The following is a 13,936-nucleotide window of genomic DNA, read 5'->3' as shown; positions in this document are numbered from 1 at the left end:
TCGAGCCCCGTCGTTGAGGGGGTCGAGCCATGGGGCGCGGCCGGGCCAAGGCCAAGCAAGCGAAGGTCGCCCGCCAGCTGAAGTACAACAGCGGCGGGACGGATCTCTCGCGCCTGGCCGAAGAGCTGGGCGCATCGCCATCGAACATTCCGCCGAACGGTCAGCCGTTCGAGGACGATGACGATGAGCAGGACGACGACCCGTACGCACGGTACGCCGAGCTGTACGGGGACGACGACGATGACGAGGACGAGGAGTCCTCGCACCAACACCGTCGCGGCGCTTGACCCTGCTTTCTTTGAGCACTCACCCGGTCGGTGACTTCGGTCACCGACCGGGTCTTGTGCTGCGCGCGGGGGCTCCGCCCGCAGCGGTGGGTCAGCCCGCGTAGTCCCCGACCAGGGCCGCACCGCTCGGGTGCTCCCCGCGGTCGGTGATCTCGCCGGCGACCCATGCCTCGACGCCGCGGTCGGCCAGGGTGGTGAGCGCCACGTCCGCCGACTCCTGGGGGACGACGGCGATCATGCCGACGCCCATGTTCAGGGTCTTCTCCAGCTCCAGCCGCTCGACCCGGCCGGTCCGGCCGACGAGGTCGAAGACCGGGGCCGGGGTCCACGTGGAGCGGTCCACGATCGCGTGCAGTCCGTCGGGGACGACCCGGGCCAGGTTGGCCGCGAGTCCGCCGCCGGTGACGTGCGAGAAGGCGTGGACGTCCGTCGTGCGGGTGAGGGCCAGGCAGTCCAGCGAGTAGATCTTGGTCGGCTCCAGCAGCTCCTCGCCGAGGGTGCGGCCCAGTTCCTCGACGCGCGTGTCCAGGGAGAGTCCGGCCTGGTCCAGCAGGACGTGGCGGACCAGCGAGTACCCGTTGGAGTGGAGGCCGGAGGCCGCCATGGCGATCACCGCGTCGCCCGTGCGGATGCGGTCGGGGCCCAGCAGCCGGTCGGCCTCCACGACGCCCGTGCCGGCGCCGGCGACGTCGAAGTCGTCCGGGCCGAGCAGACCCGGGTGTTCGGCCGTCTCGCCGCCGACCAGGGCGCAGCCGGCCAGGACGCAGCCCTCGGCGATGCCCTTGACGATGGCGGCGACCCGCTCGGGGTGGACCTTGCCGACGCAGATGTAGTCGGTCATGAACAGCGGCTCGGCGCCGCACACCACGATGTCGTCCATGACCATGGCGACCAGGTCGTGGCCGATGGTGTCGTAGACGCCCATCCGGCGGGCGACGTCGACCTTGGTGCCGACGCCGTCGGTGGCGGAGGCCAGCAGGGGGCGCTCGTAGTTCTTGAGGGCGGAGGCGTCGAAGAGGCCGGCGAAACCGCCGAGGCCGCCGAGGACCTCGGGGCGCCGGGTCTTCTTCACCCACTCCTTCATGAGTTCCACGGCGCGGTCGCCCGCTTCGATGTCGACGCCCGCAGCTGCGTAGCTGGCACCAGTTGTCTCAGACATGGAGGTGAGAACTTTCGTGTCGTACGGCAGGGATGACGGGACCGACTACGGGCGGCGGATCGCGTCGGCGGCGGCCGTCGCGGCCGGGCCGGCGGCCAGCTCCGTCTCCAGGAGCTGCTTGCCGAGCAGCTCGGGGTCGGGCAGGTCCATCGGGTACTCGCCGTCGAAGCAGGCGCGGCAGAGGTTCGGCTTGGCGATGGTGGTCGCCTCGATCATGCCGTCGATGGAGATGTAGGCCAGGGAGTCGGCGCCCAGCGAGGTGCCGATCTCGTCGATCGTCATGCCGTTGGCGATCAGTTCGGCACGGGTGGCGAAGTCGATGCCGAAGAAGCAGGGCCACTTCACGGGCGGCGAGGAGATCCGGATGTGGACCTCGGCGGCGCCGGCCTCGCGCAGCATGCGGACCAGGGCCCGCTGGGTGTTGCCGCGCACGATCGAGTCGTCGACGACGACCAGGCGCTTGCCCTTGATGACTTCCTTGAGCGGGTTCAGCTTCAGGCGGATGCCGAGCTGGCGGATGGTCTGCGAGGGCTGGATGAAGGTCCGGCCCACGTAGGCGTTCTTGACCAGGCCGGCGCCGAAGGGGATGCCGGAGGCTTCCGCGTAGCCGATGGCCGCCGGGGTGCCGGACTCCGGGGTCGCTATGACCAGGTCGGCGTCGGCCGGGGCTTCCTCGGCGAGTTTCCGGCCCATCTCCACACGGGAGAGGTAGACGTTCCGGCCGGCGATGTCGGTGTCCGGGCGGGCCAGGTAAACGTACTCGAAGACGCAGCCCTTGGGCTTCGCTTCCGCGAACCGGGAGGTGCGCAGGCCGTTCTCGTCGATGGCGACGAACTCGCCCGGCTCGATCTCGCGGACGTACGCGGCGCCGCAGATGTCGAGGGCGGCGGACTCGGAGGCCACGACCCAGCCGCGCTCCAGCCGGCCGAGGACCAGCGGGCGGATGCCCTGCGGGTCGCGGGCGGCGTAGAGCGTGCCCTCGTCCATGAAGACGAGGGAGAAGGCTCCGCGGACCTGCGGGAGGATGGCGTGGGCCGCCTCCTCGATGGTCAGGGGCTTGCCGTCCTCGTCGACCTGGGCCGCCAGGAGCGCGGTGAGCAGGTCGGTGTCGTTGGTCGCCGCGACGCGCGTGCTGCGGCCCTCCTGCTTGGGCAGGTCGGCGACCATCTCGGCGAGCCGGGCGGTGTTGACGAGGTTCCCGTTGTGGCCGAGCGCGATGGAACCGTGCGCGGTGGCGCGGAACGTCGGCTGGGCGTTCTCCCACACGGAGGCGCCTGTGGTCGAGTAGCGGGCGTGTCCGACCGCGATGTGACCCTGGAGCGATCCGAGCGAGGTTTCGTCGAAGACCTGGGAGACCAGACCCATGTCCTTGAAGACGAGGATCTGGGAGCCGTTGCTGACCGCGATTCCCGCGGATTCCTGGCCTCGATGCTGGAGGGCGTAGAGCCCGAAGTAAGTGAGCTTGGCGACCTCTTCACCGGGAGCCCAGACCCCGAAGACGCCGCAAGCGTCCTGGGGGCCCTTCTCGCCGGGGAGCAGATCATGACTGAGTCGACCGTCACCACGTGGCACGTCATCGAGTGTAGGCGAGGCCGACCGCTGGTCCGAATTGGGGATACTCGCCGGTAACTCGATCTCGGACCTCGGGCGGTCATCTCGGTCGTCCCATCCGCGCAGGTCAGAGGCGGTTTTCGGTGATCGATCCGCCGACCGGGCGCGCCGCACCGGCCACCGTCCGGCGGCCCGCCCGGCGGGCACGAGTGAGGTGTCGCACACCCCGGGGCGTCCGGCGGACGCCCGCCGGGTCAGGACATGAGCGGGAGCAGCTCCGCGAGGTCCGCCCGCTCCCCGCTCGCGGCGACCTTCGCCTCCTCCACGGCCGTCTTCCAGGTCAGCCGCCCGCAGGCCAGCCGCACCCAGGTCAGCGGGTCGGTCTCGACCACGTTGGGCGGGGTGCCGCGGGTGTGCCGGGGGCCCTCGACGCACTGCACGACGGCGTACGGCGGGATCCGCACCTCGGTCGCCCCGCCGGGGGCCCGGACGGCCAGGGCGTCGGCCAGCAGCCGGGTGGCGGCGGCGAGGGCCTGACGGTCGTACGGGACGTCCAGGCCGGGTACGGCCGCGTTCAGGTCGTCGGTGTGGACGACGAGTCCGACGGTGCGGGTGACCAGGTAGTCGGCCAGGGACAGCGCGCCCGCCTCCGTCTCCAGCAGCCGGGAGCCGGGGTGCGCGTCGAGCCGATCGACGAGGCCCCGCTCCACGGCCGTGAGGTGGGCGGCCGGGTCCGGGTGGTCCGCGGACAGCCGCCGCGCGGAGGCGTCGACGGCCGGGGCCTCCGCGGCCGTCGCGAACGGCCAGTCGAGCAGGGTGGCGTCCGGCTTCGCCGGCTCCGGCAGGTCGAGCGACCGCTCCACCGCCGTGACGGCCGTCCCGATGTGCGCGACCAGCTCCCGTACGGTCCACTCCCCCAGCCGGGTCGGCAGCGCGAGCTGCTCCGGGGTGAGCGTGGCGACGGCCCGCCGCACGTGGCCGAGCTGGGCCAGCACCGCGGCGCGGGTCCTGGCGGGGTCATAGGTCCTGGTGCGCTTCTTGGCCGGAGGCATGGCGGGAAGCCTAGGGCGTGCCGGCCGGGACCGTCGTCCCGCGGGCCCGGCACCCACGGGGGACACGCCCGGCGGCCGGACCGGGCCGGTGCGGGCCGGTGCGGGCCGGTGCGGGCCGGTGCGGGCCGGTGCGGGCCGGTGCGGGCCGGTGCGGGCCGGTGTCGTGGGCGTTCGCGGGGAGGCCGCCGGGCGGTCACCGAGCGGTGCCCGGGCGGAGTCCGGACGGAATCCCGGTGGCGGGCCGGGAAGGGCGGTCCCCCGGTCCGCCGGTCCCCCGGTTCCCCGGTCCGCCGTCGGCCGTCGGCCGTCGGCCGTCGGCGGACACGCGGCAGCGGACGCCCGGTGTCGGCGGGGCGACCCGCGCAGAAGCAGCCGGCGCCGGGGGGGTCGGCGGCAGGCGGCCGCCGTGCGGCGCGCACGCCGAAGGCCGCCGCCCGGGCGTTCGGAGAAGCCTGGGCGGCGGCCTTCGGGTACCGGTACGGCCGGGCGGCGCGCGCTACGCGAGCAGCGCCGGGATGGTGTCCTCGTGCGCCCTGCGCAGGTCCGCCAGGGGGAGCGTGAACTCGCCCTGGACGTCGACCGCGTCGCCGTCGACGACACCGACGCGGGTGGCCGGCAGGCCGCGGGCGCCGCACATGTCGGTGAAGCGCAGTTCCTCCGAGCGCGGGACGGCGACGACCGCACGGCCCGCCGACTCCGAGAAGAGGAACGTGAACGCGTCCAGACCGTCCGGGACGACCAGGCGGGCGCCCTTCTCCCCGAGCAGCGCCGACTCGACCACGGCCTGGATCAGACCGCCGTCGGACAGGTCGTGCGCGGCGTCGATCATGCCGTCGCGGGAGGCGGAGATCAGGATCTCGGCCAGCAGGCGCTCGCGCTCCAGGTCGACCTTCGGGGGCAGGCCGCCGAGGTGGTCGTGGATCACCTGGGACCAGGCCGAACCGCCGAACTCCTCACGGGTGTCGCCGAGGAGGTACAGCAGCTGGCCCTCCTCCTGGAAGGCGACCGGGGTGCGGCGGGCCACGTCGTCGATGACGCCCAGGACCGCGACGACCGGGGTCGGGTGGATGGCCGCCTCGCCCGTCTGGTTGTAGAGCGAGACGTTGCCGCCGGTCACCGGGGTGCCGAGCTGCAGGCAGGCGTCGGCGAGTCCGCGGACGGCCTCGGCGAACTGCCACATGACGGCCGGGTCCTCGGGCGATCCGAAGTTCAGGCAGTCGGAGACGGCGAGAGGCTTGGCGCCGGTCGTCGCCACGTTGCGGTACGCCTCCGCGAGCGCGAGCTGGGCACCGTGGTACGGGTCCAGCTTCGCGTAACGGCCGTTGCCGTCGGTGGCGATGGCGACGCCGAGGCCGCTCTCCTCGTCGATGCGGATCATGCCCGAGTCCTCGGGCTGGGCGAGGACCGTGTTGCCCTGCACGAAGTGGTCGTACTGGGACGTGATCCACTTCTTGGAGGCCTGGTTCGGGGAGGACACCAGCCTCAGGACCTGGTCCTTCAGCTCCTCGCCCGTGGTGGGCCTCGGCAGCTTGTTCGCGTCGTCGGCCTGGAGGGCGTCTTGCCAGTCCGGGCGGGCGTAGGGGCGCTCGTAGACCGGGCCGTCGTGGGCGACCGTGCGCGGGTCGACGTCGACGATCTTGCCGCCGTGCCAGTAGATCTCCAGGCGGTCGCCGTCGGTCACCTCGCCGATGACGGTGGCGATGACGTCCCACTTGTCGCAGATCTCCAGGAAGCGGTCGACCTTCTCCGGCTCGACGACCGCGCACATGCGCTCCTGCGACTCGCTCATGAGGATCTCCTCGGGCGAGAGCGTGGAGTCGCGCAGCGGTACGTCGTCCAGCGTCACGCGCATACCGCCGGAGCCGTTCGACGCCAGCTCGCTCGTCGCGCAGGACAGGCCCGCCGCGCCGAGGTCCTGGATGCCGACGACGAGCTTCTCGGCGAAGGCCTCCAGGGTGCACTCGATGAGGAGCTTCTCCTGGAAGGGGTCGCCGACCTGGACCGCCGGGCGCTTCGACGGCTTGGCGTCGTCGAAGGTCTCCGAGGCCAGGATCGAGGCGCCGCCGATGCCGTCGCCGCCGGTCCGGGCGCCGTACAGGATGACCTTGTTGCCCGCGCCGGACGCCTTCGCGAGGTGGATGTCCTCGTGCCGCATCACGCCGATGGCACCGGCGTTGACCAGCGGGTTGCCCTGGTAGCAGGCGTCGAAGACGACCTCGCCGCCGATGTTGGGCAGGCCCAGGCAGTTGCCGTAGCCGCCGATGCCGGCGACGACGCCCGGCAGGACGCGCTTGGTGTCGGGGTGGTCGGCCGCGCCGAAGCGCAGCGGGTCGACCACGGCCACCGGCCGCGCGCCCATCGCGATGATGTCGCGGACGATGCCGCCGACACCGGTCGCGGCGCCCTGGTAGGGCTCGACGTACGACGGGTGGTTGTGCGACTCGACCTTGAAGGTCACCGCGTAGCCCTGGCCGACGTCGACGACGCCCGCGTTCTCGCCGATGCCCACGAGCAGGGCGTCGGACTGCGGGGCCTTCTCGCCGAACTGGCGCAGGTGGACCTTGGAGGACTTGTACGAGCAGTGCTCGGACCACATGACCGAGTACATGGCGAGCTCGGCGCCGGTGGGCCGGCGGCCGAGGATCTCCACGACCCGCTCGTACTCGTCCTTCTTCAGGCCGAGTTCGGCCCAGGGCAGCTCGACGTCGGGGGTCGCGGCCGCGTGCTCGACCGTGTCCAGAGGCGTCCGGCTCATGCGTTGACCAGCTTCTTGAGGATCGAGGTGAAGAAGGGGAGGCCGTCGGTGCGGCCGGAGCCGATGAGCGGCTCGACGGCGTGCTCCGGGTGCGGCATGAGGCCGACGACGTTCCCGGCCTCGTTGGTGACGCCGGCGATGTCACGGAGCGAACCGTTGGGGTTCAGGTCCAGGTAGCGGAAGGCGACCCGGCCCTCGGCCTCGAGCTTGTCGAGGGTGTACTCGTCGGCGACGTACCGGCCGTCCATGTTCTTCAGCGGGATGTGGATCTCCTGGCCGGCCGTGTAGTCGGTCGTCCAGGCGGTGTCCGCGTTCTCCACCCGCAGCCTCTGGTCGCGGCAGATGAAGTGGAGGTGGTCGTTGCCGAGCATCGCGCCCGGGAGGAGGTGGGCCTCGGTGAGGATCTGGAAGCCGTTGCAGATGCCGAGGACCGGGAGTCCGGCCTTCGCCTGCTCGATGAGGGGCTCCATGACCGGCGAGAAACGGGCGATGGCACCGGCGCGCAGGTAGTCGCCGTAGGAGAAACCGCCGCACAGCACCACGGCGTCGACCTGGTGGAGGTCCTTGTCCTTGTGCCACAGCGCCACCGGTTCGGCGCCCGCGAGGCGGATCGCGCGCTGCGTGTCCCGGTCGTCGAGACTGCCCGGGAAAGTGACGACGCCAATACGAGCGGTCACTTCGCGGCCTCCGCGACTTCCTCCACCTTGACGGTGAAGTCCTCGATCACGGTGTTGGCGAGGAAGGATTCCGCAAGATCGTGGATGCGGGCGAGCGCGGCCTCGTCGACCGGTCCGTCAACTTCCAGTTCGAATCGCTTTCCCTGACGTACGTCGGAGATGCCTTCGAAACCCAGCCGCGGCAGTGCGCGCTGCACCGCCTGGCCCTGGGGGTCGAGGATCTCCGGCTTGAGCATGACGTCGACTACGACGCGTGCCACTGGCACTCCCGGTGTTGTGGTGCTGAGCAGGTTCCTGCGTGTGTCTTCAGACTACCCGTACAAAATTTCTACGCGAGTAGAGTTGGAGGAAACTACGTGAGCGCGATCACGATCGGGTACCGGATCAGGTGGCGGAGGGGGTCCCTCACGGAAAATTCCGGGAAAGATCCGCGATGCGTCCCGGCTGCCTATTGCGCTGGGACACGCTGACAGATTTAGTCGAGCTTCACATTCGATTGCCGGGCACTGTACAAATGAAATGGCAATAGCCGATACTTTGCCCCGTAACAGGCGGACAGTCGACATCTCCGTGACGTCTTGGCACGTCATCGCAGAGCTGTCGCACGAAGGGACCGATATTCGTGGCGCAGAAGGTCGTGGTCACTCTCTTTGACGACATCGACGGCTCGGAAGCGGCGGAGACGATCGCCTTCGGACTCGACGGCAGGTCGTACGAGATCGACCTGAATGAAGCCAATGCCGGAAAACTGCGCAAGGCCCTCGCGCCCTACGTGGAGGCCGGCCGCAAGCGGTCCAGGTCCGGCAAGGCGTACAAGCAGACGGAGGTCGCCCCCGACCCGGCGGCGGTCCGCGCCTGGGCCCAGGCGAACAAGCTGGACGTGCCCGCGCGCGGCCGCATTCCCAAGAAGGTCTACGAGGCGTTCGCCGAGGCGCAGTGAGCCGGTGGGTCCGGGCCGGCGCCGGACGGGTCCGGGGCCGGGCTCGGCGCGGCCCTTCGGGGCCCGCCGACGGAGCCCGGGGGCAACCGACTTGCGCTACCCCCCACATGGTCGGCTAATGTCTGGAGCACGCCAGCGGGGCGGGGCCGAAAAGCCCAGCTCAGCAAGGTCGTGCGGGTGTAGTTCAGTAGTAGAACATCCCCCTTCCAGGGGGAAGGCGCAGTGTGCAATTCCTGTCACCCGCTCTGCATCGCCGTCCCGGTCCCCCTTGTGGATCAGGTAGGCTGGTGCTCGCGCCGACCGGTGAAAGCCAGTCGGATGCAATGCGGACGTAGCTCAGTTGGTAGAGCGCAACCTTGCCAAGGTTGAGGTCGCGAGTTCGAGCCTCGTCGTCCGCTCCATACCGAAGGCCCCGGTCACCGACCGGGGCCTTCGGCGTATCTCCCTTTCCCTCTTCGGGCTTCACGTTCCCTCTTCGGGTCCTCTTCGGGTCCTCTTCGGGCTTCGCGCCGCCGCTCCTGACATTTGTCATGCGGAGCGATGACAAGGCGCACTGCCGCCGGTGGTCCACCGACGGGACGCTGGGGACATGGAAGCCAGGAACACGGAAGAACACGTGATAGAGGTCACCGACCTCCGGCGTGTGTACGGGGGCGGGTTCGAGGCGGTCCGCGGGATCTCCTTCCACGTCGGACGCGGTGAGGTGTTCGCGCTGCTCGGCACCAACGGGGCCGGCAAGACCTCCACGGTCGAACTGCTCGAAGGACTCGCGCGGCCCGCCGGGGGGCGGGTCCGGATCCTCGGCCACGATCCCTTCACCGAGCGGGCCGCCGTACGGCCGCGGACCGGGGTGATGCTCCAGGAGGGCGGCTTCCCGTCCGAGCTGAGCGTCGCCGAGACCGCGCGGATGTGGGCGGGCTGCGTGAGCGGGGCCCGGCCGGTCGCGGAGGCGCTGGCGCTGGTCGGGCTCGCCGGGAAGGCCGGCGTACGGGTCAAGCAGCTGTCCGGGGGCGAGCGGCGACGGCTCGACCTGGCGCTCGCGCTGCTCGGCGAGCCGGAGGTGCTGTTCCTCGACGAGCCGACCACCGGGCTGGACGCCGAGGGCCGGCGGGACACCTGGGACCTGGTGCGCGCCCTGCGGGACGCCGGGACGACGGTACTGCTCACCACGCACTACCTGGAGGAGGCGGAGGATCTCGCCGACCGGCTGGCCATCCTGCACCGCGGGCGCATCGCGGCCTCCGGGACGCCCGCCGAGGTGACCGCCGAGCAGCCGTCCCGGATCTCCTTCCGGCTGCCGGAGGGGTACTTCGTGGGCGACCTGCCCCCGCTGGACGCGCTGGGCGTGAGCGGCCACGAGGTCGACGGACGGCTGGTGCGGCTGCGGACCCGGGAGCTGCAGCGGGCGGCCACCGGACTGCTGGTGTGGGCCGAGCGGGCCGGGGTGGAACTGCGGGGGCTCGACCTGCGGTCGGCCTCGCTGGAGGAGGCGTTCCTGGGCATCGCCCGCGAGGCGTCGCAGGAGCCCCGGAAGCCGGAGAAGAACGAGGGGGTCGTGGCATGAGCGGCGGTACGGCCGGGAGCCCGGTGCGGAACGCGGTCGGAGGGCCCGCGGGGAACCCGGTCGGGGGTGCGGTGACCACCCCCGTGAGCCGGATGGCCGCCCTCGCCCGGGCCGAACTCACGCTGCTGGGCCGGAGCAGGGCGACCCTCGTCGCCGCCGTCCTGGTGCCGCTCGGGCTGCCGTTCAGCCTGCGGCCGGTGGTGGACGACATGAAGGTGGAGGACTCGGGGCTGGACGTCGGGCTGGTGCTGTTGCCCGCCGCGATCGGGTTCTCGCTGCTGTTCGGGGTGTACGCGGCGCTCACCGGCATCTACACCGCCCGGCGCGAGGAACTCGTGCTGAAGCGGCTGCGCACCGGCGAGCTGCGGGACGCCGAGATCGTCGCCGGCTCCGCGCTGCCGGTGTTCGCCATGGGGCTGGTGCAGTGCCTGGTGCTGGCGGCGGGCTGTACGGCCTTCCTCGACGTGCCCGCCCCCGAGGCGCCCCACCTCGCCGTCCTCGGTGTGCTGCTGGGCCTGCTGATGTGCTCGGCACTGGGCGCGGTCACCGCGAGCGTGACGCGGACCGTGGAGAGCGCCCAGGTGACCACCCTGCCCTTCGTGCTGGTGTCGATGGTCGCCTCCGGGGTGACCGTCCCGCTGGAACTGCTGCCCTCCCGGGTCGCCTCCGGCTTCGAACTGCTGCCGCTGAGCCCGGTGATCACCCTGGTCCGCGGCGGGTGGAGCGGCGACCTGTCGGCGTACGAGGCCCTGGGGGCGCTGGCTACGGCGCTGGCCTGGACCGTACTGGCGGTGTTTGCTGTACGGCGGTGGTTCCGGTGGGAACCGCGGCGCTGACGGACCGGGGACACGGGGGAGGGACACGGATGCGCGGGGCGGGAGGGACCGGCTTTCTCGGGACGGACGGAATCGGGACGGACAGTCCCGGGGCGGATGGGCTCGGGACGGGCGGTCCCGGGGCGGATGGGCTCGGGGCGGGCGGTCTCGGGGCGGGCGGCTGGTGGCGGCGGAAGAGTTCGCCGGCGAAGGTCGAGACCTACACGCGCTGGTCGTTCCACTTCTTCGCGCTGGCCGAGTTCACGGCGGCGGGCGTGCCCCTCGGCAGCGGGGTGTGGCGGGGGTCCGCGCTGTGGCTGCCGTTGGTCCTGGCCGCGCACTGCGCGCTGTCCGCGGTGACGGCCTCGCGGGCGCTGGACTGGACGCGGGGCCGGCGGCCCCGGCCCGTGCGGCTGATGGCGGCGTTCGCCGTCGTCACCGCCGCGGTCGCGGCGGTCGCGCTGTGGACCGCCGATCACGGTCCGGGGGGTCCGGACGGCGAGGCGGCGGACACCGCCGCGGGCGGGGTCTTCGGCGTCGCCCTGGTCTTCGCCACGGGCGTCACCGCCCTCGGCGTCCGCGGCTGGCGGCACGCCCTCGCGGTCGTCGCCGCCCACTCCGCGGGCGCCGGAGTCCTGGCGCTGCTGCTCGGCGCGCCCGGCCCGGCCGTCCTGGTCTCGATGGCGGCGGTGCTCCTGGGCGGCGGCTTCATGGCGACCACCTCGGTCTTCTCGGTCTGGCTCCTCGACACCGTGTACCGGCTCGACGAGGCCCGCGAGACCCGCGCCCGGCTCGCCGTCGCCGAGGAACGGCTGCGGTTCGGCCGCGACCTGCACGACGTGATGGGCCGGAACCTGGCGGTGATCGCCCTCAAGAGCGAGCTGGCCGTGCAGTTGGCCCGCCGGGGGCACCCCGGGGCCGTGGACCAGATGATCGAGGTCCAGCGGATCGCGCGGGAGTCCCAGCGGGAGGTGCGGGACGTCGTACGCGGGTACCGGGAGGCCGACCTCGGGGTCGAACTCATCGGCGCACGGGGAGTGCTGACGGCGGCCGGGATCGACTGCGAGGTGCGCGGGGAGGCCGGCGGGCTGCCCGCCGAGGTGCAGTCCGCGCTCGGCTGGGTGGTGCGGGAGGCGACCACGAACGTGCTGCGGCACGGGGATGCGGGGCGGTGCGCGGTGGAGGTCCGGATGAGCGGCGGGAAGGTGGTGCTGACGGTGGAGAACGACGGGGCGGACCGGGTGGAGGGCGTCGGGGCGGACGCGGCACAGGGCGTCGGGCCGTCCGGCGGGGGGTCGGGGCTGGCCGGGCTGGCGGAGCGGTTGCGGAAGGTGGGCGGGACGCTGGCAGCGGGGAGCGCCGGGGCCGGGGTGTTCCGGGTGGTGGCCGAGGTGCCGCTGGTCGTGGAGGGCGCCGCGGTGGGCGAGGTCGCCCCGTGAGCGGCGTGGTGCGGGTGCTGCTCGCCGACGACGAGCACCTGATCCGGGGCGCGCTGGCCGCGCTGCTCTCGCTGGAGGACGATCTGGTGGTCGTCGCCGAGGCGGCCACCGGGCCCGAGGCCCTGGCGATGGCACGGGCGCACCGGCCGGACGTGGCCGTCCTGGACCTGCAGATGCCGGGTGCCGACGGTGTGAAGGTCGCCACATCGCTGCGGGCCGAACTGCCCGACTGCCAGGCGTTGATCGTGACCAGTCACGGCCGCCCCGGTCACCTGAAGCGGGCGCTCGCGGCGGGTGTGCGCGGGTTCGTCCCGAAGACGGTGAGCGCGCAGCGGCTCGCGGAGATCATCCGTACCGTGCGGGCCGGAAACCGCTACGTCGACCCCGAGTTGGCCGCCGACGCGATCGCCGCCGGGGACTCCCCGCTGACCTCGCGCGAGGCGGAGGTGCTCGAACTCGCCGCCGACGGGGCGCCGGTCGCGGAGATCGCCGAGCGGGCCGCGCTGTCGCCGGGGACGGTGCGCAACTACCTGTCGTCGGCCGTGTCCAAGCTGGGGGCGGAGAACCGTCACGCGGCGGTACGTCTCGCGCGCGAGCGGGGTTGGGTATAGTTGCTCTCGCGCCACGGCGCACTGCGGACGTAGCTCAGTTGGTAGAGCGCAACCTTGCCAAGGTTGAGGTCGCGAGTTCGAGCCTCGTCGTCCGCTCAGGATCAAGCCCCCCGGGTCTCCACCGGGGGGCTTCTTCGTGCCCGGGGCGCTACGACCAGCTCGTGCCCGTCAACCGCTCGTACGCCTCGGTGTACTTGGCGCGGGTCGCGTCCACGACCTCCTGCGGCAGCGCCGGCGGCGGCTGCTCGCTCGCGCGGTCCCAGCCGGAGGCCTCCGAGGTCAGCCAGTCCCGCACGAACTGCTTGTCGTACGACGGCTGCGCGCGGCCCGGCCGCCAGGTGTCGGCCGGCCAGAAGCGGGAGGAGTCCGGGGTGAGGACCTCGTCGGCGATGACGAGCGTCTCGCCCTCGAAGCCGAACTCGAACTTGGTGTCCGCGAGGACGATGCCCCGGTCGCGGGCGATGTCCCGGGCCCGGCCGTAGACCGCGAGGGTCGTCCGGCGCAGCCGGGCGGCGGTCTCGGCGCCGACCTGGCGGGCGACCTCCTCGTAGGAGACGTTCTCGTCGTGGTCGCCGACCGCGGCCTTGGTGGCCGGGGTGAAGATCGGGGCGGGCAGCTCGGAGCCGTCGACCAGGCCTTCGGGGAGGGCGAGGCCGCAGACCGTGCGGGACTCCCGGTACTCGGCCAGGCCCGAGCCGGTGAGGTAGCCGCGGGCGACGCACTCGACCGGGACCATCTTCAGCGACTTGCAGACGAGGGTGCGGCCGGCCCAGTCGGCGGGGGCGCCGGCGGGCAGCTCGGTGCTCAGGACGTGGTGCGGGACGAGGTCGGCGAGCTGGTCGAACCACCACAGGGAGAGCCGCGTCAGGACGCGGCCCTTGTCGGGGATCTCGGTGGGCAGGACCCAGTCGAAGGCGGAGATGCGGTCGCTGGCGACCATCACGAGGTCGCCGGCCTCGTTCCGGTACAGCTCGCGCACCTTGCCGGTGTGCAGATGCACCAGGCCCGGCACCTCCACGGGCTCGGGCTTTTCTACGAATCCGGACACGGTTCCTCCCCGTGGTTCTGTCTGAGTGGCTTGATTGT

The 13,936-nt window shown here is 72.1% G+C and carries 13 protein-coding genes and 3 tRNA genes; 9 read left to right on the top strand and 7 right to left on the bottom strand.

The features are described from left to right. Positions 1-29: 29 nt before the first annotated feature. Positions 30-287, top strand: a complete 258-nt coding sequence (locus tag ACF09K_RS11020) for a DUF3073 domain-containing protein (protein WP_392242366.1) — start codon at positions 30-32, stop codon at positions 285-287. Between the two features lie 91 nt (positions 288-378). Here ACF09K_RS11020 and purM read toward each other — a convergent pair whose 3' ends face one another. From purM to purS, 6 genes are all read right to left on the bottom strand, one after another. Beyond that, complete coding sequence (purM, locus tag ACF09K_RS11015; RefSeq protein WP_392242365.1) at positions 379-1,446, bottom strand: phosphoribosylformylglycinamidine cyclo-ligase; 1,068 nt, start codon at positions 1,444-1,446, stop codon at positions 379-381. Between the two features lie 45 nt (positions 1,447-1,491). Further along, entirely contained in the window at positions 1,492-3,018 is a 1,527-nt protein-coding gene (purF, locus tag ACF09K_RS11010; RefSeq protein WP_392242363.1) for an amidophosphoribosyltransferase, read from the bottom strand. Between the two features lie 233 nt (positions 3,019-3,251). Next, positions 3,252-4,049, bottom strand: a complete 798-nt coding sequence (locus ACF09K_RS11005; protein WP_392242361.1) for a sterol carrier family protein — start codon at positions 4,047-4,049, stop codon at positions 3,252-3,254. A gap of 496 nt (positions 4,050-4,545) precedes the next feature. Then, positions 4,546-6,804 carry a phosphoribosylformylglycinamidine synthase subunit PurL gene (gene purL / locus ACF09K_RS11000; protein ID WP_392242360.1) on the bottom strand — a complete coding sequence of 753 codons (2,259 nt, stop codon included), beginning with the start codon at positions 6,802-6,804 and terminating at the stop codon, positions 4,546-4,548. Further along, entirely contained in the window at positions 6,801-7,481 is a 681-nt protein-coding gene (purQ, locus tag ACF09K_RS10995; RefSeq protein WP_392242359.1) for a phosphoribosylformylglycinamidine synthase subunit PurQ, read from the bottom strand. The genes purL and purQ overlap by 4 nt, the downstream gene beginning before the upstream one ends. Next, positions 7,478-7,741 carry a phosphoribosylformylglycinamidine synthase subunit PurS gene (gene purS, locus ACF09K_RS10990; RefSeq protein ID WP_015659417.1) on the bottom strand — a complete coding sequence of 88 codons (264 nt, stop codon included), beginning with the start codon at positions 7,739-7,741 and terminating at the stop codon, positions 7,478-7,480. Before purS ends, purQ begins: the two co-directional genes overlap by 4 nt. Before the next feature lie 362 nt (positions 7,742-8,103). Here purS and ACF09K_RS10985 point away from each other — a divergent pair, with 362 nt between their 5' ends. From ACF09K_RS10985 to ACF09K_RS10950, 8 genes are all read left to right on the top strand, one after another. After that, on the top strand, positions 8,104-8,421 hold the full coding sequence (locus ACF09K_RS10985; RefSeq protein ID WP_392242357.1) for an Lsr2 family protein: 318 nt from the start codon (positions 8,104-8,106) through the stop codon (positions 8,419-8,421). A gap of 173 nt (positions 8,422-8,594) precedes the next feature. Further along, positions 8,595-8,666: transfer RNA gene (locus ACF09K_RS10980), tRNA-Gly, on the top strand. Between the two features lie 80 nt (positions 8,667-8,746). Then, positions 8,747-8,822: transfer RNA gene (locus ACF09K_RS10975), tRNA-Gly, on the top strand. Between the two features lie 188 nt (positions 8,823-9,010). Then, positions 9,011-9,985 carry an ABC transporter ATP-binding protein gene (locus ACF09K_RS10970; protein WP_392242355.1) on the top strand — a complete coding sequence of 325 codons (975 nt, stop codon included), beginning with the start codon at positions 9,011-9,013 and terminating at the stop codon, positions 9,983-9,985. Between the two features lie 92 nt (positions 9,986-10,077). Next, a complete protein-coding gene (locus ACF09K_RS10965; protein WP_392242463.1) occupies positions 10,078-10,821 on the top strand; it encodes an ABC transporter permease in 744 nt (247 codons plus the stop codon). 29 nt (positions 10,822-10,850) lie between these two features. Further along, a complete protein-coding gene (locus tag ACF09K_RS10960) occupies positions 10,851-12,239 on the top strand; it encodes a sensor histidine kinase (protein WP_392242353.1) in 1,389 nt (462 codons plus the stop codon). After that, positions 12,236-12,850 carry a response regulator gene (locus ACF09K_RS10955; RefSeq protein WP_392242351.1) on the top strand — a complete coding sequence of 205 codons (615 nt, stop codon included), beginning with the start codon at positions 12,236-12,238 and terminating at the stop codon, positions 12,848-12,850. Before ACF09K_RS10960 ends, ACF09K_RS10955 begins: the two co-directional genes overlap by 4 nt. 23 nt (positions 12,851-12,873) lie before the next feature. After that, positions 12,874-12,946 (top strand) — tRNA-Gly (locus tag ACF09K_RS10950). A 52-nt stretch (positions 12,947-12,998) separates the two neighbouring features. On the opposite strand, the gene ACF09K_RS10945 is transcribed toward ACF09K_RS10950, so the two are convergent. Further along, positions 12,999-13,898 (bottom strand): phosphoribosylaminoimidazolesuccinocarboxamide synthase, encoded by a 900-nt coding sequence (locus ACF09K_RS10945; RefSeq protein WP_392242349.1) that lies wholly within the window; start codon positions 13,896-13,898, stop codon positions 12,999-13,001. Between the last annotated feature and the right edge of the window lie 38 nt (positions 13,899-13,936).

The organism is Streptomyces sp. NPDC014882, from assembly GCF_043081325.1.
Classification (GTDB): domain Bacteria; phylum Actinomycetota; class Actinomycetes; order Streptomycetales; family Streptomycetaceae; genus Streptomyces.
The sequence above is the reverse complement of the archived record's forward strand: the minus strand, read 5'-3'. Positions and strand labels throughout refer to the sequence as shown.

Coding starts and splice junctions, on each gene's coding strand:
- ACF09K_RS10960 (WP_392242353.1), top strand. CDS start 10,851: ATGCGCGGGGCGGGAGGGACCGGCTTTCTCGGGACGGACGGAATCGGG.
- ACF09K_RS10965 (WP_392242463.1), top strand. CDS start 10,078: ATGGCCGCCCTCGCCCGGGCCGAACTCACGCTGCTGGGCCGGAGCAGG.
- purM (WP_392242365.1), bottom strand. CDS start 1,446: ATGTCTGAGACAACTGGTGCCAGCTACGCAGCTGCGGGCGTCGACATC.
- ACF09K_RS11020 (WP_392242366.1), top strand. CDS start 30: ATGGGGCGCGGCCGGGCCAAGGCCAAGCAAGCGAAGGTCGCCCGCCAG.
- ACF09K_RS11005 (WP_392242361.1), bottom strand. CDS start 4,049: ATGCCTCCGGCCAAGAAGCGCACCAGGACCTATGACCCCGCCAGGACC.
- ACF09K_RS10970 (WP_392242355.1), top strand. CDS start 9,011: ATGGAAGCCAGGAACACGGAAGAACACGTGATAGAGGTCACCGACCTC.
- purL (WP_392242360.1), bottom strand. CDS start 6,804: ATGAGCCGGACGCCTCTGGACACGGTCGAGCACGCGGCCGCGACCCCC.